The sequence below is a fragment of the Sulfitobacter sp. 1A15299 genome, assembly GCF_043556915.1.
GTDB lineage: Bacteria > Pseudomonadota > Alphaproteobacteria > Rhodobacterales > Rhodobacteraceae > Sulfitobacter.
In genome coordinates this window covers 20,573-38,442 of the sequence record NZ_JBIFFJ010000001.1, presented here as the reverse complement: position 1 = coordinate 38,442, position 17,870 = coordinate 20,573, and the positions used below count along the sequence as shown (strand labels likewise).

The 17,870-nt window shown below is 64.7% G+C and carries 18 protein-coding genes; 8 read left to right on the top strand and 10 right to left on the bottom strand.

Annotated features, from left to right (window positions below):
* Positions 1-53: 53 nt before the first annotated feature.
* Together ACGYK7_RS00170 and ilvD are read right to left on the bottom strand one after the other, a co-directional pair.
* A complete protein-coding gene (locus ACGYK7_RS00170) occupies positions 54-653 on the bottom strand; it encodes a hypothetical protein (protein WP_394397887.1) in 600 nt (199 codons plus the stop codon).
* Complete coding sequence (gene ilvD, locus ACGYK7_RS00165; protein WP_394397885.1) at positions 634-2,400, bottom strand: dihydroxy-acid dehydratase; 1,767 nt, start codon at positions 2,398-2,400, stop codon at positions 634-636. The genes ACGYK7_RS00170 and ilvD overlap by 20 nt, the downstream gene beginning before the upstream one ends.
* Before the next feature lie 188 nt (positions 2,401-2,588).
* Between ilvD and ACGYK7_RS00160 the strand changes: the two genes are divergently transcribed.
* From ACGYK7_RS00160 to ACGYK7_RS00145, 4 genes are all read left to right on the top strand, one after another.
* Complete coding sequence (locus ACGYK7_RS00160) at positions 2,589-3,488, top strand: CPBP family intramembrane glutamic endopeptidase (RefSeq protein ID WP_394397883.1); 900 nt, start codon at positions 2,589-2,591, stop codon at positions 3,486-3,488.
* Between the two features lie 56 nt (positions 3,489-3,544).
* Complete coding sequence (accD, locus tag ACGYK7_RS00155; protein WP_394397881.1) at positions 3,545-4,504, top strand: acetyl-CoA carboxylase, carboxyltransferase subunit beta; 960 nt, start codon at positions 3,545-3,547, stop codon at positions 4,502-4,504.
* A complete protein-coding gene (locus tag ACGYK7_RS00150) occupies positions 4,501-5,772 on the top strand; it encodes a bifunctional folylpolyglutamate synthase/dihydrofolate synthase (RefSeq protein ID WP_394397879.1) in 1,272 nt (423 codons plus the stop codon). Before accD ends, ACGYK7_RS00150 begins: the two co-directional genes overlap by 4 nt.
* Before the next feature lie 96 nt (positions 5,773-5,868).
* Positions 5,869-6,054, top strand: a complete 186-nt coding sequence (locus ACGYK7_RS00145; RefSeq protein WP_271688452.1) for a hypothetical protein — start codon at positions 5,869-5,871, stop codon at positions 6,052-6,054.
* A gap of 18 nt (positions 6,055-6,072) precedes the next feature.
* Here ACGYK7_RS00145 and zapE read toward each other — a convergent pair whose 3' ends face one another.
* The 4 genes from zapE to ACGYK7_RS00125 all read right to left on the bottom strand — a co-directional run bounded on the left by zapE (position 6,073) and on the right by ACGYK7_RS00125 (position 11,572).
* Positions 6,073-7,131 carry a cell division protein ZapE gene (zapE, locus tag ACGYK7_RS00140; protein WP_394397877.1) on the bottom strand — a complete coding sequence of 353 codons (1,059 nt, stop codon included), beginning with the start codon at positions 7,129-7,131 and terminating at the stop codon, positions 6,073-6,075.
* A gap of 340 nt (positions 7,132-7,471) precedes the next feature.
* Positions 7,472-8,377 carry a LysR family transcriptional regulator gene (locus tag ACGYK7_RS00135; protein WP_394397875.1) on the bottom strand — a complete coding sequence of 302 codons (906 nt, stop codon included), beginning with the start codon at positions 8,375-8,377 and terminating at the stop codon, positions 7,472-7,474.
* 144 nt (positions 8,378-8,521) lie between these two features.
* A complete protein-coding gene (locus ACGYK7_RS00130; RefSeq protein WP_394398899.1) occupies positions 8,522-9,463 on the bottom strand; it encodes a zinc transporter ZntB in 942 nt (313 codons plus the stop codon).
* Between the two features lie 81 nt (positions 9,464-9,544).
* Positions 9,545-11,572: an FAD-dependent oxidoreductase gene (locus ACGYK7_RS00125; protein ID WP_394397873.1), complete on the bottom strand. Its 2,028-nt coding sequence runs from the start codon at positions 11,570-11,572 to the stop codon at positions 9,545-9,547.
* A 181-nt stretch (positions 11,573-11,753) separates the two neighbouring features.
* On the opposite strand from ACGYK7_RS00125, the gene ACGYK7_RS00120 reads away from it, so the two are divergent.
* Both ACGYK7_RS00120 and ACGYK7_RS00115 read left to right on the top strand, forming a co-directional pair.
* Positions 11,754-12,236, top strand: coding sequence for an RNA pyrophosphohydrolase (locus ACGYK7_RS00120; protein WP_394397871.1), 483 nt, complete (start codon positions 11,754-11,756; stop codon positions 12,234-12,236).
* Positions 12,233-12,715: a hypothetical protein gene (locus tag ACGYK7_RS00115; RefSeq protein WP_394397869.1), complete on the top strand. Its 483-nt coding sequence runs from the start codon at positions 12,233-12,235 to the stop codon at positions 12,713-12,715. Before ACGYK7_RS00120 ends, ACGYK7_RS00115 begins: the two co-directional genes overlap by 4 nt.
* Before the next feature lie 13 nt (positions 12,716-12,728).
* Here ACGYK7_RS00115 and ACGYK7_RS00110 read toward each other — a convergent pair whose 3' ends face one another.
* From ACGYK7_RS00110 to nth, 3 genes are read right to left on the bottom strand one after another with little or no spacing between them, the layout of a single operon-like run.
* Positions 12,729-13,322: a GNAT family N-acetyltransferase gene (locus tag ACGYK7_RS00110; RefSeq protein ID WP_394397867.1), complete on the bottom strand. Its 594-nt coding sequence runs from the start codon at positions 13,320-13,322 to the stop codon at positions 12,729-12,731.
* Between the two features lie 2 nt (positions 13,323-13,324).
* On the bottom strand, positions 13,325-14,314 hold the full coding sequence (locus ACGYK7_RS00105; protein WP_394397865.1) for an adenosine kinase: 990 nt from the start codon (positions 14,312-14,314) through the stop codon (positions 13,325-13,327).
* Positions 14,311-14,955, bottom strand: a complete 645-nt coding sequence (gene nth / locus ACGYK7_RS00100) for an endonuclease III (protein ID WP_394397863.1) — start codon at positions 14,953-14,955, stop codon at positions 14,311-14,313. Before nth ends, ACGYK7_RS00105 begins: the two co-directional genes overlap by 4 nt.
* Positions 14,956-15,066: 111 nt before the next feature.
* Here nth and ACGYK7_RS00095 point away from each other — a divergent pair, with 111 nt between their 5' ends.
* A complete protein-coding gene (locus ACGYK7_RS00095; RefSeq protein ID WP_394397861.1) occupies positions 15,067-15,969 on the top strand; it encodes a methylated-DNA--[protein]-cysteine S-methyltransferase in 903 nt (300 codons plus the stop codon).
* Positions 15,970-16,067: 98 nt separating this feature from the next.
* A complete protein-coding gene (locus tag ACGYK7_RS00090; RefSeq protein ID WP_067265672.1) occupies positions 16,068-16,724 on the top strand; it encodes an OmpA family protein in 657 nt (218 codons plus the stop codon).
* Between the two features lie 56 nt (positions 16,725-16,780).
* Here the strand turns inward: ACGYK7_RS00090 and ACGYK7_RS00085 are convergent, their stop codons facing one another.
* On the bottom strand, positions 16,781-17,818 hold the full coding sequence (locus ACGYK7_RS00085; RefSeq protein ID WP_394397859.1) for an NAD(P)/FAD-dependent oxidoreductase: 1,038 nt from the start codon (positions 17,816-17,818) through the stop codon (positions 16,781-16,783).
* Positions 17,819-17,870: the final 52 nt, after the last annotated feature.

Sequence of the window (17,870 nt, the reverse complement as noted above, 5' to 3'; positions counted from 1 at the left end):
GTGATTGTTTACGGCCCCGGGCAGTGTTGCCGATATGGAAACAGCGAGCCGGGTTAGCTGCCCGCGTCTGCGGGGGTCGCGCTTTTGTTGCGGCTTTGCTGGATCAGCTCTGCCACCAGCGCGCGGCCCTCTTCGGAAATGGCCCGGCTTTGCGGCGCGCCGTAGAGGGTGACGCTGGCGACATGGCCGCCGATCCGCGCCATGCCGCGCCAATGGCGGGGGGACATGCCCTCGGCGGGCGCCGGCCCTTGGGCCACAAAGATCGACGCCCCCTCGATGCTACCGGCCTCTTGCAACTGGCTGAGCCCCGCCGCCTCGGCCACCTGTTGCGGTGTGGGCAGGGGCGCCTCGGCCTCGGCTTCGATCAGCGCGAGGGTGAGAATGCCGCGCGGCGCGGCGCTGACCACATCGGGCAGGCCAAGCGCATCGCAGCGCGCCATCAGCGCAAAGCGGCGTTTGAGGCTTTTGGGGTCGATGCAATAGCCCTGCGGCGGCACCACCTGCACCGCGCCCCCGGCCAAAGCTGTTTGCAGCAGCGGTTTCTCGGGGGTGGCGGCTCTGCCGCCAAAGGAAAAACCCTGACCGCCTTCGCAGGCGGACAGGGTGAGCATGGCAAGCGCCGCAAGCGGGCTTTTAGAGGTCCATGTAATCATGGGTCTCCGCCTTGGCGCCGGGATGTGTTACCGCGCCAAGGTAGGTGGGGCCGACGAGTTTCGCGTATTTCCACAGCGCGCCGCTTTCGTAATTGGTCGCGCGCGGCCCGGTCCACGCCTTGCGGCGCTCGGCCAGTTCCTCGTCCGTGAGGTCCACGGTGATGCTGCCCTTGACCGCGTCGAGGGTGATCATATCGCCGTTCTTCAGCAGCGCGATGGGGCCGCCATGGGCCGCTTCGGGGCCGACATGGCCGACGCAGAAGCCACGCGTCGCGCCCGAGAAGCGCCCGTCGGTGATCAGCGCCACCTTCTTGCCCATGCCCTGACCCGAAAGGGCTGCGGTGGTCGCCAGCATCTCGCGCATGCCGGGGCCGCCTGCCGGGCCTTCGTTGCGGATCACGAAGACATCGCCTTCGGAATAGGCGCGGTTCTGCACCGCCTCGAAAGCGTCCTGCTCGCATTCGAAGACCAGCGCCGGGCCGGTGAAGACGATGTCCTCCTCGGCCATGCCTGCGATCTTCACGATGGCGCCTTCGGGGGCGAGGTTGCCCTTCAGGCCCACGACGCCGCCGGTCTTGCTGATCGGGGTGGCGACCGAGTGGATCACCTTGCCGTCGGCCTCGCGGTCGATGCGGTCAAGCTCCTCGCCGATGGAGCGGCCGGTGGCGGTCAGGCAGTCTGTGTGCAAAAGCCCTGCCTTGCGCAGTTCCTTCATCACCACCGGCACGCCGCCGGCGTCGTAAAGATCCTTGGCCACGTATTGGCCGCCCGGCTTCATGTCGACGAAGTAAGGCGTGTCGCGGAAGATCTCGCAAACGTCTTCGAGGAAGAAGTCGATCCCGGCCTCATGGGCCATCGCCGGCAGGTGCAGGCCCGCGTTGGTCGAGCCACCGGTGCAGGCGACAATGCGCGCCGCGTTTTCAAAGGCTTCGCGGGTGCAGATGTCGCGGGCGCGGATGTTCTTCTCGATCAGGTTCATCACCGCGGCACCCGAAGCCTCGGCATAGGCGTCGCGGCTCTCGTAGGGCGCGGGCATGCCGGAGGAGTTCGGCAGCGCAAGGCCGATCGCCTCGGACACGCAGGCCATGGTGTTGGCAGTGAACTGGCCACCGCAGGCCCCGGCGGAGGGGCAGGCGACGCGTTCCAGCACATCGAGTGCTGCCTGCGACATGGAGCCGTTCTGGAAGCGGCCCACGGCTTCGAACATGTCCTGCACCGTAAGATCGCGAGAGGCGAAATCTTCCGGCACGTCGGCGCCCGCAGGCGCCTTGCCCGGCAGGATCGAGCCGCCATAGAGGAAGACCGAGGGCACGTTCAGCCGCAGCATCGCCATCATCATCCCCGGCAGCGACTTGTCGCAGCCCGCCAGCCCGACGATGGCGTCATAGCAATGGCCGCGCATGGTCAGTTCCACCGTGTCGGCAATCGCCTCACGCGAGGCCAGCGAAGAGCGCATGCCCTCGTGCCCCATCGCGATGCCGTCGGTGACGGTGATGGTGGTGAACTCGCGCGGGGTGCCCTGTTCGGAATGTACACCGACCTTCACCGCCTGCGCCTGACGGTTCAGCGCGATGTTGCAGGGGGCAGCTTCGTTCCAGCAGGTGGCGACGCCCACCAGCGGCTGGTGAATCTCTTCCTCGGTCATGCCCATGGCATAGTAGTAGGACCGGTGCGGCGCGCGGGCCGGGCCTTCGGTCACATGGCGGCTGGGCAGCCGGGATTTGTCGAAGCGGGGCGTGGTGGACATCGGTGGGCTCCTTGAAACGTCTCGAATGGAATAGAGGGGCGGCGGCTATGCTGCAAGGCTTTGGCGCGTATGAGGCGGGGGAACTGTTGTATTGCAGCGTGTTAGGGCATAGGTTCTGACCTTCTGGCAAGCGTGAAGGCCCGGCATATGCTCTGCAAGCACCACCCCCGATCTGAACGGCGCTGCTGATGAACTGGCGGCCCGATTACAGCGCTCACGCGGCCTTTGTCGCGCCTGCGCGGAGCGCCTCGGCACTGTGGCGGTTTTTGCTGGGGCTTTTCGTGGCGGTGGTGGCCTATGTCGCGCTGAACGAGCTTTACTTTCAGACGGTCTATGCGCTGGCGGGGGCGGCGGCCCCCTCGCTGCATGGCAACCTGCTGAAAGGCGCTACGCCGCAGGCCATGTATCTGCTGTTGTTCAGCTTTGGCACCATGGCGATGGCCGTTGCCGTGACCCTGCGGATCGTGCACCAACGCCACGCAGGGAGCCTTTTTGGTCTCCCGGGGCGGCTCTGGCCCAGCTTTCGCGCGGTCTCCGGGGCCATGTTGCTGCTGGGCGTTGCGCTGGCGGTCCTGCCGCCCTGGGACATGGGCGGCGAGTTGACGCCGAACCTGCCCCTAAGCCGCTGGTTGCTGCTTTTGCCGCTGTCGCTGCTGGGCGTGCTGGTGCAGGTCAGCGCCGAAGAGATCGTCTTTCGCGGCTATGTGCAACAGCAACTGGCGGCGCGGTTCAACTCGCCGCTAATCTGGATGGTGCTGCCGTCGGCGCTGTTCGCGGCGGGCCATTACCTGCCTGCCGAGGCGGGGGAGAATGCGCTGATGGTGGCGCTTTGGGCCGGGGTCTTCGGCATCCTGATGGCGGACCTTACCGCGCGCTCCGGCTCGCTTGGGCCGGCCATCGCGGTGCATCTGTGGAACAATGTCTCGGCCATTCTCATTGTCTCTCTGCCGGATGATCTCTCGGGGCTGGCGCTCTATCTTACGCCCTTTTCGATGGATGACGCCGCGGCGTTGCGCTCATGGTTGCCGGTGGACTTCGCCTTGATGCTGGTCTCATGGCTGGCGGCGCGGCTGGCGATACGCCGCTGATTGCAATTTCCCCATGCGGGGATTATCTGGGACGGAACCACAGCAGAGGCCTGCCAATGAACTGGATCACGAACTACGTCCGCCCGCGAATCAACTCGATCTTCTCGCGCCGCGAGACGCCGGACAATCTGTGGACCAAGTGTAACGAATGCGGCACCATGCTGTTTCACCGCGAGTTGGCGGACAATCTGAACGTCTGCACCAACTGCGGCCACCACATGCACATCAGCCCCCGCGCGCGCTTCAAGGCGCTGTTCGACGGTGGCATCTTTACCGAGGTAAAGGTCCCTGCGCCCACGCCCGACCCGCTGCATTTCAAAGACCAGAAGCGCTACCCCGACCGGATGAAGGCCGCGCAGAAGCAGACCGGTGAGCATGAGGCGATGCTGGTCGTCACCGGCGATATTGGCCGCACGCCGGTCGTCGCCTGCGCGCAGGACTTCTCCTTCATGGGCGGGTCGATGGGCATGTATGTCGGCAATGCGATCATTGCCGCCGCCGAAGAGGCGGTGAAGCTGAAACGCCCGCTGGTGCTGTTCTCTGCCGCCGGTGGCGCGCGCATGCAGGAGGGCATCCTCAGCCTGATGCAGATGCCGCGCACCACGGTCGCCGTGCAGATGCTGAAAGAGGCGGGGCTTCCTTATATCGTCGTGCTGACCCATCCCACCACCGGGGGCGTCACCGCGTCCTATGCGATGCTGGGCGACGTGCAGATCGCCGAGCCGAATGCGCTGATCTGCTTTGCCGGGCCGCGCGTGATCGAACAGACCATCCGCGAGAAACTGCCCGAGGGGTTCCAGCGGGCGGAATATCTGCTGGACCATGGGATGCTCGACCGGGTGACCAAACGGACCGAGATGCGCGATGAGTTGATCACCATCATCCGTATGCTGATGGGCCTGCCGCCTGTCGTGCGCGGCGACCTGCCCGCCCCCGAAGAGCTTGAGGTGGCCGAAGCCGCCGCCGCCGTTCAGGCCGCAGCGGACCTGCCCGCCGAGACGCCCAAGAAGAAATGAGCACGCCTTCATCCGATGTCATCCTTGAACGGATGATGGCGCTGCACCCCAAGATCATCGACCTGACGCTTGACCGGATGTGGCGGCTGCTTGATGCTCTGGGCAATCCGCAGAATGACCTGCCGCCGGTGATCCATATCGCGGGCACCAATGGCAAAGGCTCGACCCAAGCGATGATCCGCGCAGGTCTGGAGGCGGCGGGAAAGACGGTGCACGCCTATACCTCGCCGCATCTCGCGCGGTTTCATGAGCGTATCCGGGTCGCGGGGGCATTGATCTCGGAGCCCGACCTCGCCGCCGTGCTGGACGAATGTCACGCGGCCAATGGCGGCAAAGAGATCACCTATTTCGAGATCACGACCTGCGCCGCGATCCTTGCCTTTTCGCGGGTGCCTGCCGATTACACGCTTCTTGAGGTGGGTCTTGGCGGGCGGCTCGACGCGACGAATGTGGTCGATCCCGCCCTGACCGTGATCACCCCGGTGTCGGTCGATCACCAGCAGTATCTTGGGGAAACTCTGGCCGAAATCGCGGGCGAAAAGGCGGGCATTATCAAGCGCCGCGTGCCCTGTGTGGTCGGCCCGCAGGAAGACCCCGCGCTTGAGGTGATGGAAGACCGCGCTGCGAAACTTGGCGCACCGCTCTTGGCCTATGGTCAGCAGTGGCATGTCGCACCCGAAGCCGGGCGCATGGTCTATCAGGATGAGCGCGGCCTGCTTGATCTGCCGCGCCCCAATCTGCCCGGTGACCACCAGATCATGAACGCCGGAGCCGCGCTGGCCGCGCTGCGCCAACTTGGCGTCGATGCAGAGGCCTGTGAGGCTGCCGTGACGCAGGCGCAGTGGCCCGCGCGGATGCAACGGCTGTCAGACGGCCCGCTTGCCCGTATGGCGCCCGAGGGTGAATTGTGGCTCGACGGCGGCCACAACCCCGCGGCGGGGGCGGCTTTGGCGGCCACACTGGCCACCCTGCCGAAGCGCCCCACGCATCTGATATGCGGCATGTTGAACACCAAGGACATCGCCGGATACCTGCGCCCGTTGGCGGCAGAGGCGGCTAGCCTTACCGCCGTGTCGATCCCCGGCGAGGCGGCGACCCTGCCCGCCGAGGCGACGGCGAAAGCGGCGCGCGATGTGGGGTTTGAGACGGCAGCGGCCGAGACCGTCACGGCGGCGCTTAAGGCGATCATCGCCCGCGAACCCCATGCGCGTGTGCTGATCTGTGGCTCGCTCTACCTGGCCGGTAGCGTGTTGCGTGAAAACGTCTAATTAACCATATTTGGGTGTGCCGCTGCTGCGAGGTGCAGATGTGGTGTATCTTGGTCCACGGAAGTCTCCCCTTTCGAATTTGACCGAGGTGTCCCCATGCGCAATTTCAGCCGGTCCGCGCGTCACGATCAGGACGATGCACGGAAATTTCAATTTATCTTCATGGCCGTAGGTCTCGCCATTATCGCGGGCGGCCTGTGGTGGCTCTATGAGGTCGAACGGCCCTACCACCCTTTCCTGCAGGGCAATGACCTGCATATGCAGCCGGTCAGTGATTCCTGATCGGGCAGGAGGGGGCGGTCAGCGCCCCCAGTCTTCACCTTGCATCTCTCGCAGGCGGGAGGCTGTACGCTCGAATTCAAAGGTGCCTTCACCTTCGAGGTAGAGCATTTCCGGCGCGGCGGCGGCGGAACAGATCAGCCGCACCTTTGCCTCGTAAAGGGCGTCGATCAGGGTGACGAAACGCTTGGCCTCGTTAAAGTTCGACCGGCCAAGGGTGGGGATGTTGTCTAGCAGCAGCACCCGCACGGCCTGCGCCAGCGCGAGGTAGTCCGCCGCGCCCAAGGGCTGGCCGCAGAGCGCGTGAAAACCCGCGCGGGCCATGCCGTTGTGATACTGTGGAATGGTCACTTCGCGGCCCTTGACGTGTAAGGTCAGCGGTTCGCCCTCGACGCCTGCAAGATCGTCCCAGACCGCGTCCATCGCGGCGCGGCTTTCGGCGTTGACGGGGGTGAAATAGACCTGCGACCCTGCCAGCCGGTCCTGGCGGTAGTCGGTCGGGCTGGCCAGTTCATGCACCACCATCCGCTCTTTGATAAGGTCGATGAAGGGCACGAAAACCTCGCGGTTGATGCCGTTTTTATAGAGGTCATCGGGCAGGCGGTTCGAGGTGGTGACCACCACGACGCCCGCGGCAAAGAGCGCTTCGAACAGGCGGCCCACGATCATCGCATCGGTGATGTCGGTGATCTGCATTTCGTCGAAAGCAAGCAGGCGCACGCTTTCCGCCACGTCCCGGGCCACGGGCGCGATGGCATCGTCAACGCCGGTCTTGCGGGCTTCATGCATGGCGTTGTGGATTTCCTGCATGAAGGCGTGGAAATGCACCCGCCGCGCAGGCACGTCGGGCAGATGCGCCACGAACATGTCCATCAGCATGGATTTGCCGCGCCCGACACCGCCCCATAGGTACAGGCCCTTGGGCGGCTCTGGAGCCTTGCGGAAGAAGCTTTTCTTCGGCGGGTTGGCCAGCGCATCGCGGATGCGGTCGAACTCGGCCATGACGGTTTCTTGGGCCGGGTCGGCCTGTAGTTTACCCCCGGCGACAAGCCGGGCATAGGTTTCGCGCATGTTGCTCATGGCGGGAGAGATAGCGTGCTGGTGGGGGAGAGGAAAGGTGGTCTTGTGAGAGGGCCATCGCCTGCCCGCGGGTTGGCGATCAGGCGGTGCGGGGGGCCACTTTATGGTGCAACCGTGATCTGCGCTCGCGAAGGCAGACCCGGCCTCACCCAAACGCCTACCCGGTCGCACCAAAGGTGCGCCCAGCATATTCTGGCACGCCTCTGGCGTGACGGGCGGGCAGGCGATGGCCCGGCGCCTGCGGCTTGATTCCGGGCCGGGTGGCAATATCGGCCGGGGGGGCAGTCATGTGATGGCCCGGCGCCTGCTACTCGTTCCGGCCGGGTGGCACGCGCTACCCTTACCAGGCCGCAGGCCCCTTCTCGGCGAACTCATGCACTAGAAAGTCGATAAATGCCCGGACTTTGGGCTGGGTGAACCGGCCCGGCGGATAGACGGCGTAAATGCCCTGCGTTTCCAGCGGCAGATCGGGGATCGCGTCCTCGACCAACCCTTTCTCCATCGCATCGGCGTAGAGGAAGCTTGGCAGATAGGCGATCCCCAGCCCCGAAATCGCGGCGTTCAAAAGGCTCTGCCCGTCATTGACCGACAGCCAGCCCGCCGTGCGCACCTGCCGCTTTTCACCCGAGGGGGCGGTCAGTTTCCACACGTTGCCCGACGACTGGTTCGAGTAATGCAGCAGCTTGTGATTGTTGAGATCGTCGATCTTTTCCGGCCGCCCGTATTGCTCGAAATACTTCGGGCTGGCGATCATACGTTTGGTGGTCTCGGTCAGCTTGCGCGCGCGCAGGGTGCTGTCTTCCAGCTCCCCGATCCGCACGGCCATGTCGAAGCCTTCGGAGATCAACTCGACGTAGCGGTTGTTCAGCACCATGTTCACGGTGATGTCCGGGAAGTCCTGCAAAAAGTCCGACAGCGCGGGAGAGAGGTGATTGACCCCGAAATCCGTCGCCACTGAAATGCGCAACAGTCCCGAAGGCGCGGATTGCATCGAGGTGACCAGCGCATCCGCTTCGCCTGCATCGTTCAGCACCCGGCGGGCGCGGTCGTAATAGGCAAGGCCAATCTCGGTGGGCGAGACGCGGCGGGTGGTGCGGTTCAGCAGCCGCGCGCCCAAGCGCGCCTCAAGCGAGGAGACATGCTTTGAGACGGCGGATTTTGAGATCCCCATCTTCTTGGCAGCATCGGTAAAGCCGCCTTGATCCACCACAGTGGCAAACGCTTCCATTTCCGTAAGGCGGTCCATTGCCTGTCCCTTCGCATTGATCTTGTTGCGTTCAGGTATGGGCGGCAATTCGGGCAGGATCGGGGCGGAGGCAAGACAGTCCCGTGGTCTTTGCGGGGATCGTTCATGGCATGGAAACGGCAGAACAATCCGTTTCCCCGCCCGTCACAGCCAGCGCAGCCATTTCAGCACGGCCAGCATGATGGCGGCGAGGCCGACCATGGCAAGGCACAGGATCGCGAAGGCGCGCGGGTCGTCCACCCCCGGCATCCCACCGACGTTTACACCGAAGAGCCCCGTTAAGAACCCGAGCGGCAGGAACACGGCGGCAGCGATGGACAATACGTAGCCATGCCGCGCCTGTCGCTGCGCGACTTGGTTGTCGTGTTCGTCCTGTACGGTGACGATGCGTTCTTGCAGGGCGTCCAATTCCTCGACCACGATGGCGGTGCGGTTGGCCAGTTCGCGCAGCTTCATCGCGTCCACGTCCGGCACCAGCGGCAGGTCCAGCGTGGCAAGCCGCTCAAGCGCATGGCGCTGCGGCGCGAGGTAGCGTTCCAGCCGAATCGCACTGCGGCGGGTGACGGGCAGGTCTTTGGGGGGCGGTGTGCTATGGTCCTCCAGATCGGCCTCGTAAAAGGCCGTCCGGTCCGCCAGCCGCGCCACTTCGATCTGCACCCGCGCGGTCAGCCGAGAGACCAGCGCCTCGACAAAGGCCGAAGGCCGGGACGGCGCGTTGCTTTCGGCGGCCAGCGCGCGCAGCTCATCTATGGCAAAGACCCGGCGCATCCGCACGGTGATCACCACCGCATCCGTCACCCACATCCGGACCGAGACCATCTGGTCGGCCTGTTGCCCCTCGTTGAGGTTGATGCCCCGCAGGTTCAGGATCAGCCCGTCGTCATATTCGTCGCAGCGCGGGCGGGTTTCGGGTTGGAGCAATGCGCCCGCCGGGATCTCGGGCAGATGTTCGGCAAGCCATGGTTCCAGCGCCGGGTCAGCCATGTCGAAATGCCACCAACGGTAGCGCGCAGGCCCGGTAAGCTGGGTATCTTCGGGCACCGTGGTCGTGCCGTCATCGAATATGTCAAAGACGCAGAGGGGCATGGTCACCTATCGGCTGGCAAAGCGGTCAGGTGATTTTGCGGGTTGCGCGCGCCGGGTGCAAGGGCGCGCGCAGAGCGAAGGTCAGAGGGTCGCGGCCAGACGTGTGCCCTGATTGATCGCGCGTTTCGCGTCGAGTTCCGCCGCCACATCCGCGCCGCCGATCACGTGGCAGGTCTGGCCCCGCGCTTCCAGTGCATCGGCAAGGCTGCGTTCGGACAACTGCCCGGCGCAGAGCACGATGGTGTCGGCCTCGATCAGCGTGGGGTTCTCGCGCGCTTCGCCAAAGGAGATATGCAGGCCCGCGTCGTCGATCTGTTCGTAGTTCACACCCGCGATCATCTTGACGTTGCGCATGGTGAGCGAGGCGCGGTGAATCCAGCCCGTTGTCTTGCCCAGACCCTTGCCGGGCTTACTGGTCTTGCGTTGCAGCATGGTGATCTGCCGCGCGGGCGCCGGGGGTTGCGGCCCTTCGGGGGCGAGGCCGCTGCGGTGCGCGCCCGGATCGGTAACGCCCCATTCGCGCATCCACTCGGGCAGGTTCAGCGTGCTGCTCTCGCCGTCGTGGACCAAATGCTCCGAAACATCGAAGCCGATGCCACCCGCGCCGATCACGGCGACCCGATCGCCGACCTTCGCCGAGCCGTTCAGCACGTCGATGTAGCTGACCACGTTGTCGCGGTCCTGACCGGGAATCTGCGGATCGCGCGGCATGACGCCGGTGGCGATGATGACCTCGTCGAAACCCGACAGCGCCTCGGCCGTTGCTTCGGTCTCAAGCTGCACGGTCACGCCATGCACGTCGAGCATGGTGCGGTACCAATCGACCAGACCCCAGAACTCCTCCTTCCCCGCCACCTGTTTGGCGAGGTTGAGCTGACCGCCGATCTCGGAGGCGCGGTCCATGAGGGTGACCTTGTGGCCACGCTCCGCCGCCGTAATGGCTGCCGAGAGACCGGCAGGCCCGGCGCCGACAACGGCGATGGATTTGGGGCTCGCGGCGGGTTCGATCCGCAGTTCCGTTTCGTAACAGGCGCGCGGGTTGACAAGGCAGGTCGAGATCTTGCCGCCGAAAGTATGGTCGAGACAGGCTTGGTTGCAGGCGATGCAGGGGGCGATCTGGGCGGACCTACCCGCCTTCGCCTTGGCGAGGAAATCGGCATCGGCCAGCATCGGGCGGGCGAGGCTCACCATGTCGGCGCAGCCCGTCGCAAGCACCTCCTCGGCCACTTGCGGCGTGTTGATCCGGTTCGAGGTGATGAGCGGGATGCCCACCTTGCCCATCAGCTTTTTCGTGACCCAAGCAAAGGCCGCTCGCGGGACCGAGGTGGCGATCGTGGGGATGCGCGCCTCGTGCCAGCCGATGCCGGTGTTAATGATATTGGCGCCCGCCTTTTCGACCTCTTGCGCCAGTTGCACGACCTCCTCGAAGGTCGAGCCGTTGGGCACGAGGTCGATCATCGACAGGCGGTAGATCAGGATGAAATCCTCGCCCACCGTCTCGCGCACCCGGCGCACCACCTCGAGCGGCAGGCGCATGCGGTTCTTGTAGGAGCCGCCCCAGCGGTCCTCGCGCTTGTTGGTATGGGTGACGAGGAACTGGTTCAGGAAATAGCCTTCGGACCCCATGATCTCGACCCCGTCGTAACCCGCCTCGCGGGCGCGCAGGGCGCAGGCGGCGATGTCGCTGATCTGTTTCTCGATGCCTTCCTCGTCCAACTCCTTGGGCGCGAACATGGAGATCGGGGATTTTACCGCGCTCGGGGCCACGCATTCGGGGGTGAAGGCGTAGCGGCCCGCGTGCAGGATCTGCATGGCGATCTTGCCGCCCGCCTCATGCACCCGCCGGGTGATGATGCTGTGGTTGTCCACGTCCTTCTGGCTGACCATCATCGCTGCGCCATGGGCCACGGCGCCCTCGCGGTTCGGCCCGATGCCGCCGGTGACCATCAGCCCCACATCGCCCCGCGCCCGTGCTGCGTAGAACTCGGCCACGCGGTTCCAGTCGCCAGTCTCTTCCAATCCGGTGTGCATCGAGCCCATCAGCAACCGGTTCTTCAGCGTGGTGAAACCCAGATCGAGCGGGGCAAGCAGGTGGGGATAGTCGGACATGGCTTTACCTTTCTGGGTGGGCTGGGTCACTGTGACACCATCGGAAACGGCAGGGCAAGTCACGCGAAACGCCGCGTCAAGGATGCGGCTGCCGAAACGTCAAAGCCGCAATGTGATCGCTTTGAGCCGCCCCGTGGTCGTGCTAACTCCGTCATGAACACCACTTAGGAGACCAGCCTTCATGACCCCCGAAGAGATTGCCAAACTGCCCTACCGCCCCTGCGTCGGCGTGATGCTGGTGAATGCCGAGGGGGAGGTCTTTGTCGGCCAGCGGCGCGACCGGGATCAGGACGCGTGGCAGATGCCCCAAGGCGGGGTCGACAAGGGCGAGGCCGCGCGCGATGCGGCCCTGCGCGAGTTGGAGGAGGAAACCGGCATCCCGCGCGATCTGGTGCGGATCGAAGCCGAGACGACAAGCTGGCTGCCCTATGATTTGCCCCATGATCTGGTGCCCAACATCTGGAGGGGCCGTTACCGGGGGCAGGAACAGAAATGGTTCCTCATGCGTTTTCTGGGGCAGGACGATCAGGTCAATATCCAGACGGCCGAACCTGAATTCTCGGAATGGCGCTGGATGCCCGCAGATCAACTGGTTGCGAATATCGTGCCGTTCAAACGCGCGGTCTATGCGGCGGTTCTTGAAGAGTTTGAGGAGAAGTTATGAGACGGATTATCGCCTGCACCCTCGCCACTTTGGCCCCGCTGCCCGCGCTTGCGCTCAGTTGCCTGCCCCATTCGGTCGAGGCGACCTATCAACGCGCGGCCAAAGCCGAGGAAAGTTATGTCGTGGTGCAGGGGCGTCTGACCTTTGATGCCAGCGCCCTGCCAAAGGGTGGCTCCATTGGGATCAACCCACCCGAAGAGACGCCGATCCGGGCACAGATCAGTTGCAAGGCACTGTCGGAAGGGGGCTTTGACGTGCCCTTTGACCAGCCCTTGACGCTCAACGTACAGTGTTTCGGCCCGTGGTGCGGCTCTGCCGAAGAGGGGGATGTTTTGGCCTTTCTCGAACGCAAGCCGGATGGGGCCTATGCGCTGGAAAGCAACCCCTGTGGGGGCGACCTCTTCGGCTCTCCGAAGCCTGCCGTGGTGGATAAGGTGATCGCCTGTTTCCAAGGGGCGGAGTGCACGCCGGTTCGGTGATCCGGCGGCAGTCTCATGCCTCGATAAGAGGCACTTGCGGTGCCGCGTCGCGCGGCAACAACCCCGTAAGGCGCGGATCGTCGTCAATCTCGACCTGACGGCGCACCGGGGTGAAACCTGAGCGCACATAAAAGCCAAGCGCCTGCGGGCTGTCGTTGGTGCAAGTGTGCAGATGCAACCGGGTGATTGGTTTTTCCCATGCCAGCGTGATCGCTTGGTTCATCAGATACCGCCCCGCGCCGCTGCCGATCAGCGCAGAGGTCAGCCCGAAATAGGCCAACTCGCAGCTGCCGTCTTCGGCAAAGTTCAATTCGAGCAGCGCCTCATCCTTGCCATCGCGGGTCAGCGTATAGAAGTCCCGCGCCGGGTCTTGCAGCAGCGCGGTAAGTGCCGCGTCATCCAGCTTGAGCCGCCCGTACCAGAGCCAATCCATCCCGACGCGCCGAAAAATGTCGCGGAACCAGTCGGGCGTCGGTGTGACCTTCCGAAAGGCGACACCCTCAGACAGGGGCACCTCCCGCAGGCTGGGTTTGGCGTCCATCTCAAGATGCGTCACCACCACGGCGAGTTTGCCGGGGGGGACATCGTGAAAACCGTTCTCGATCATGGTCAGACCAGCCCTTCGGCCTTGAACAGGGCCATGATGTCAGTCTGGGGGCGGGGGCCGATGTGGCGGATCACCTCGCCTGCGCAAATGTTGCCCATGCGGCCACAGGTCTCCAGGTCGCGGCCCGTGGCGAGGCCATAGAGGAAGCCCGCCGCGAATTGATCGCCCGCGCCCGTGGCATCCACCGGCACGACCTTTTCGACCGGCACGTCGACCCGTTCCGCGCCCCGGACCAATGTGACCCCGTCGCCTGACCGGGTGCAGACCACCAGCGGGCAAATCTCAGCGGTTTTGGCCAGTGCCGCTTCGGTATCGTCGGTTTCCCAGAGGGCGCGAATCTCGGCTTCATTGCCGATGACATAGCCTAGATCGTTTTCGATCAGCGCGAGGAAGTCGTCGCGGTGACGCTCCACGCAGAAGGGGTCCGAGATGGCGATACCCGCCATGCCGCCGCCTGCCGTCGCCGCCCGGGCAGCCTCGCGAAAGGCGGTTTTGCCCGCCGCGTGGTCGAAGAGGTAGCCTTCGAGGAACATCAGCTTGGCCTTCTCCGTCACCGCCTGCGGCACGTCTGCCGAGGTCAGCCCGGTCGAGATGCCGAGGTAGGTGTTCAGCGACCGCTCCCCATCGGGGGTGACGAAGATCATGCAGCGCGAGGTTGGGTTCTCCCCCTCGGCCACGGGGGCATTGACGAAGTCGATCCCGATATCGGTCATCGCCTTGGCATAGAACTGGCCCAACTCATCATCGCGCACCCGCCCGATAAAGGCGGTCTTGAGGCCCAGCGCGCCCGCGCCCGCGACCGTATTGGCGACCGAGCCGCCCGGCGTCTGCACCCGGTCTTGCATCGCGGCATAGAGGTCTTCGGCGCGGTCACGTTCGATCAACTGCATGATGCCTTTCTCGATACCGTTCTCGGCAAGGAAATTGTCATCAGCATGGGAGATCACGTCGACGACGGCGTTGCCGATGCCAACCACTTCGTATTGGGTCATTCTGTCTTGTCCTCGTATTGGCACAGGTCACGGATGATACAGGTGCGGCACAGGGGTTTGCGGGCTTTGCAATGATAGCGGCCATGCAGGATCAGCCAGTGATGGGCATGGCGCTGGAAGTCTGCGGGGATGTTGTCTTCGATAGCGCGCTCGACCGCGTCGACCGTCTTGCCCGGTGCGATCCCGGTGCGGTTGCCGACGCGGAAGATATGCGTGTCCACCGCCTGCGCGGGCTGGCCCCACCACATATTGAGCACCACATTCGCCGTTTTGCGCCCCACGCCCGGAAGCGATTGCAGCGCGGCGCGGGAGTTCGGCACCTCGCCGCCATAGTCATCCACAAGGATTTGGCTCAGCTTGATGACGTTCTTGGCCTTCTGACGGTAGAGGCCGATGGTCTTGATATGGTCAATCAGCCCCTCGAGCCCCAGATCGAGCATCTTTTGCGGCGTGTCGGCGATTTTGAACAGCTCGCGCGTCGCCTTATTAACGCCCGCGTCGGTCGATTGCGCGCTCAGCGCCACGGCGACGACAAGCGTATAGACATTCACATGTTCCAACTCGCCCTCGGGCTCAGGCTCGGCCTGTTGGAAACGTGCAAAGATCTCGCGGATGGTATGATAATCAAGTTGGCGGGCCATGGCTCAGGGTATGCGATGAATGGCGCGGCAGGGCAAGCGGCGGCGGGGCTTGGGCTGCGATGGCGCAAGAAACGGGTCGCGCGGAGGCAGGGGCGCGGCTAATCTTGCGGCATGACACAGATCGCAAAACTCTCTCCCGCGCCCGAAGATCAGGGATACCACTATCAGGTGATGCGCCGCGCCATCGCCCTGATCGACGAGGCCGAAGACCCCAAGCAACTCGATTGGATCGCGGGCGAAATGGGCATGTCCGCCGCGCATTTCCAACGGCTGTTCTCGCGCTGGGTGGGGGTCTCGCCCAAGCGTTACCAGCAGTATCTGATGCTGGATCAGGCCAAGGTCATGCTGCGCGACCGTTTCACCACGCTGGCGGCGGCGCATGAACTGGGGCTCTCGGGTAGCGGGCGGTTGCATGACCTCTTCCTGCGCTGGGAGGCGATGAGCCCCGGTGAGTTTGCCCGCAAGGGCGCGGGGCTGACGATCTACTGGGGTTGGTTCGACAGCCCCTTCGGTCCGACACTGGTGATGGGCACCGACAAGGGCATCTGCGGGCTCGCGCTGTCGTCGGAAGTGGGGGAGGATGCGGCGATGGCGGATCTTTGCAGCCGCTGGCCGCTCGCCGATTTCGTGAAGGCTCCCGCGCGGTTGCAGGCATGGGTCGACGCGGCCTTTGGGCGGCGGAAAGACCCCGTGGCGAAGGCGCCGCTCTACCTCATCGGTGCGCCCTTTCAGATCAAGGTCTGGGAGGCGTTGCTGAGCATTCCCTCGGGGCAGGTGACCACCTATTCCGAAATCGCGCAGAGCATCGGCAGCCCCCGCGCCGTGCGCGCCGTGGGCACGGCAGTTGGGCGCAATCCGGTCAGTTGGCTGATCCCCTGTCACCGGGCGCTGCGCAAAAGCGGGGGCTTGGGCGGCTACCACTGGGGCTTGCCGGTGAAACGCGCCATGCTCGCCTTCGAAGCGGCGCGGGCAGAGGCGCAAACGGCTCCCTCTGGGCGGGTTTCTGCCGAATAACGGTTATATGTAATGTTCGTGGGAACTTTGCGTGCCTATATTGCGTTCACGTCAAGATGCCCCGCCCGAACGGGGCCGCAAACATGAAGGCAGTAGACATGATTTCTTCGAAGATGACTTTGGCCGCCGCTCTGGCTGGCGCGATGACACTGGGTGCCTGTACGCAGCCGATGCAACCCGGCAATGGCGATCCCAACCAGCGGACCAAGAATGGCGCTTTGATCGGTGCGGGCGTCGGGGCCCTTGCCGGTGCGATTTCCGAAGGTGACGGCAAAGGCGCGCTGAAGGGCGCTTTGATCGGGGGCACCATCGGTGCAGGCGTCGGCTATTCGCTCGATAAACAAGAGGCCGAGCTGCGCGCCGCGATGGACAGCCGTGTGGTGATCACCAACACCGGCGACCGTCTGATCGTAACCCTGCCGCAAGACATCCTCTTTGCGACCGACAGCACCAGCGTATCGCCCGCCCTGCGCGACGATCTGGCCGCGCTGGCGCAGAACGTGAACATCTATCAAAACTCCACCCTGCAAGTCGTCGGCCACACCGACAGCGATGGCGAAGCGGCCTATAACCAGCAGCTTTCCGAGCGTCGCGCGCAGGCCGTGGGAAACATCCTTCTGTCCAACGGTGTGCCGCAGCAGCGTTTGCAGACATTTGGCCGTGGCGAAAGCCAGCCCGTGGCAAGCAACCTGAGCGCCGCTGGCAAAGCGCAAAACCGCCGGGTCGAGATCGTGATCCTGCCCAACGCGCGCTAAACCGCACGTTGCGAGTGACAGAGAACCCCGGCCACTGGCCGGGGTTTTTTGTTGGCCTAAAGGTTGTCCTCGACCCTGAAACCCTCGGGGATGGCATCGCGCCCTTCGAGCAGAAGATCGGCTATCACCCCTGCCACTTTCGGGGCCATGCCGAAGCCGATTTTGAAGCCGCCGTTGGCGATGTAATGCCCCGGCTTGCCCGGCCACGCCCCCAGCATCGGCGCACGGCTGCGGCTGCGCGGGCGCAGCCCGGCCCAGCGTTCGACGATCGGCGCGTCTTGCAATGCGGGGACCGCCGCGCGGGCCTTGGCGATCACCGCGTCGAGCTGTGCATCGGTGCTGTCGGGGCTGTCGTATTCTCGCTCAGTGGTGCCGCCCACGGCTAACGTGCCATCCAGATGCGGGATCACATGGACCCCATCGGCAAAAAGCTGCGCCGCGCCGCTCCGGTCCAGCCGCAAGAGCGCGGCTTGCCCTTTGATGCCCGCGCCGACCAAACGCGGATGTCCCGCATTCAGCGCCTCCAGCCCCGCGACCCCAGTGGCCCAGAGGGTCAGACCCTTCTCGGGCACCTCGGCCACGATCTCAACGCCTTTGGCCGCCAGCGCCGCGACCAGTGCCGCGCAGGCGTGGCGCGGGTGGACGAGGGCGCTTAGCGTGTCGCGGATCAGCCAGCCCGTGGGGCTCTGCGGGGCCCAGTCGCTGCCCTTGGCGCGGATCAGCTCCCACCGGGCGCGGCCTTGCCAAAGCTCGGCTGCCGTGTCCTGCCGCTGCCGCGCCAGCGCGAGGGCTGCGTCATCTGCCACCGGCTGCAACCGCCCGCTGCGGATATAGCCGGGCGCGCGACCGCCCACGGCCTCGACCTCGGCCCAGAAGGTTTCGGCGCTGAGCAGGCTTTCCAGTTGAAAGGCTTTCTTGGCGTTCCAATTTTCCGGGACATGCGGCGCCAGCGCGCCCACGATCCCGCCCGACGCCCCCGCCGCCGGTCCTGACGGATCGACCACCCGCACTGTCGCGCCGCGTTGGACGCAGGCCCAAGCCACCGACAGGCCAAAAATCCCGGCCCCTCTTACGGTTACATCCACCATTGCCATTCCTCGCCAGCTTGCGCAGTGTCTGCGCGACTTCTTCCCCCTCTAGCAGGAC

What these genes read in the sequence shown, in the direction of transcription:
- ACGYK7_RS00130 (WP_394398899.1), bottom strand. Translation starts at nt 9,463, where the DNA reads ATGCCCCTCTGCGTCTTTGACATATTCGATGACGGCACGACCACGGTG.
- ACGYK7_RS00110 (WP_394397867.1), bottom strand. Translation starts at nt 13,322, where the DNA reads ATGATCGAGAACGGTTTTCACGATGTCCCCCCCGGCAAACTCGCCGTG.
- ACGYK7_RS00085 (WP_394397859.1), bottom strand. Translation starts at nt 17,818, where the DNA reads ATGGCAATGGTGGATGTAACCGTAAGAGGGGCCGGGATTTTTGGCCTG.
- zapE (WP_394397877.1), bottom strand. Translation starts at nt 7,131, where the DNA reads ATGAGCAACATGCGCGAAACCTATGCCCGGCTTGTCGCCGGGGGTAAA.
- ACGYK7_RS00090 (WP_067265672.1), top strand. Translation starts at nt 16,068, where the DNA reads ATGATTTCTTCGAAGATGACTTTGGCCGCCGCTCTGGCTGGCGCGATG.
- nth (WP_394397863.1), bottom strand. Translation starts at nt 14,955, where the DNA reads ATGGCCCGCCAACTTGATTATCATACCATCCGCGAGATCTTTGCACGT.
- ACGYK7_RS00095 (WP_394397861.1), top strand. Translation starts at nt 15,067, where the DNA reads ATGACACAGATCGCAAAACTCTCTCCCGCGCCCGAAGATCAGGGATAC.
- ACGYK7_RS00120 (WP_394397871.1), top strand. Translation starts at nt 11,754, where the DNA reads ATGACCCCCGAAGAGATTGCCAAACTGCCCTACCGCCCCTGCGTCGGC.
- ilvD (WP_394397885.1), bottom strand. Translation starts at nt 2,400, where the DNA reads ATGTCCACCACGCCCCGCTTCGACAAATCCCGGCTGCCCAGCCGCCAT.
- ACGYK7_RS00105 (WP_394397865.1), bottom strand. Translation starts at nt 14,314, where the DNA reads ATGACCCAATACGAAGTGGTTGGCATCGGCAACGCCGTCGTCGACGTG.
- ACGYK7_RS00170 (WP_394397887.1), bottom strand. Translation starts at nt 653, where the DNA reads ATGATTACATGGACCTCTAAAAGCCCGCTTGCGGCGCTTGCCATGCTC.
- ACGYK7_RS00145 (WP_271688452.1), top strand. Translation starts at nt 5,869, where the DNA reads ATGCGCAATTTCAGCCGGTCCGCGCGTCACGATCAGGACGATGCACGG.
- ACGYK7_RS00150 (WP_394397879.1), top strand. Translation starts at nt 4,501, where the DNA reads ATGAGCACGCCTTCATCCGATGTCATCCTTGAACGGATGATGGCGCTG.
- ACGYK7_RS00115 (WP_394397869.1), top strand. Translation starts at nt 12,233, where the DNA reads ATGAGACGGATTATCGCCTGCACCCTCGCCACTTTGGCCCCGCTGCCC.
- ACGYK7_RS00160 (WP_394397883.1), top strand. Translation starts at nt 2,589, where the DNA reads ATGAACTGGCGGCCCGATTACAGCGCTCACGCGGCCTTTGTCGCGCCT.
- ACGYK7_RS00125 (WP_394397873.1), bottom strand. Translation starts at nt 11,572, where the DNA reads ATGTCCGACTATCCCCACCTGCTTGCCCCGCTCGATCTGGGTTTCACC.
- accD (WP_394397881.1), top strand. Translation starts at nt 3,545, where the DNA reads ATGAACTGGATCACGAACTACGTCCGCCCGCGAATCAACTCGATCTTC.
- ACGYK7_RS00135 (WP_394397875.1), bottom strand. Translation starts at nt 8,377, where the DNA reads ATGGACCGCCTTACGGAAATGGAAGCGTTTGCCACTGTGGTGGATCAA.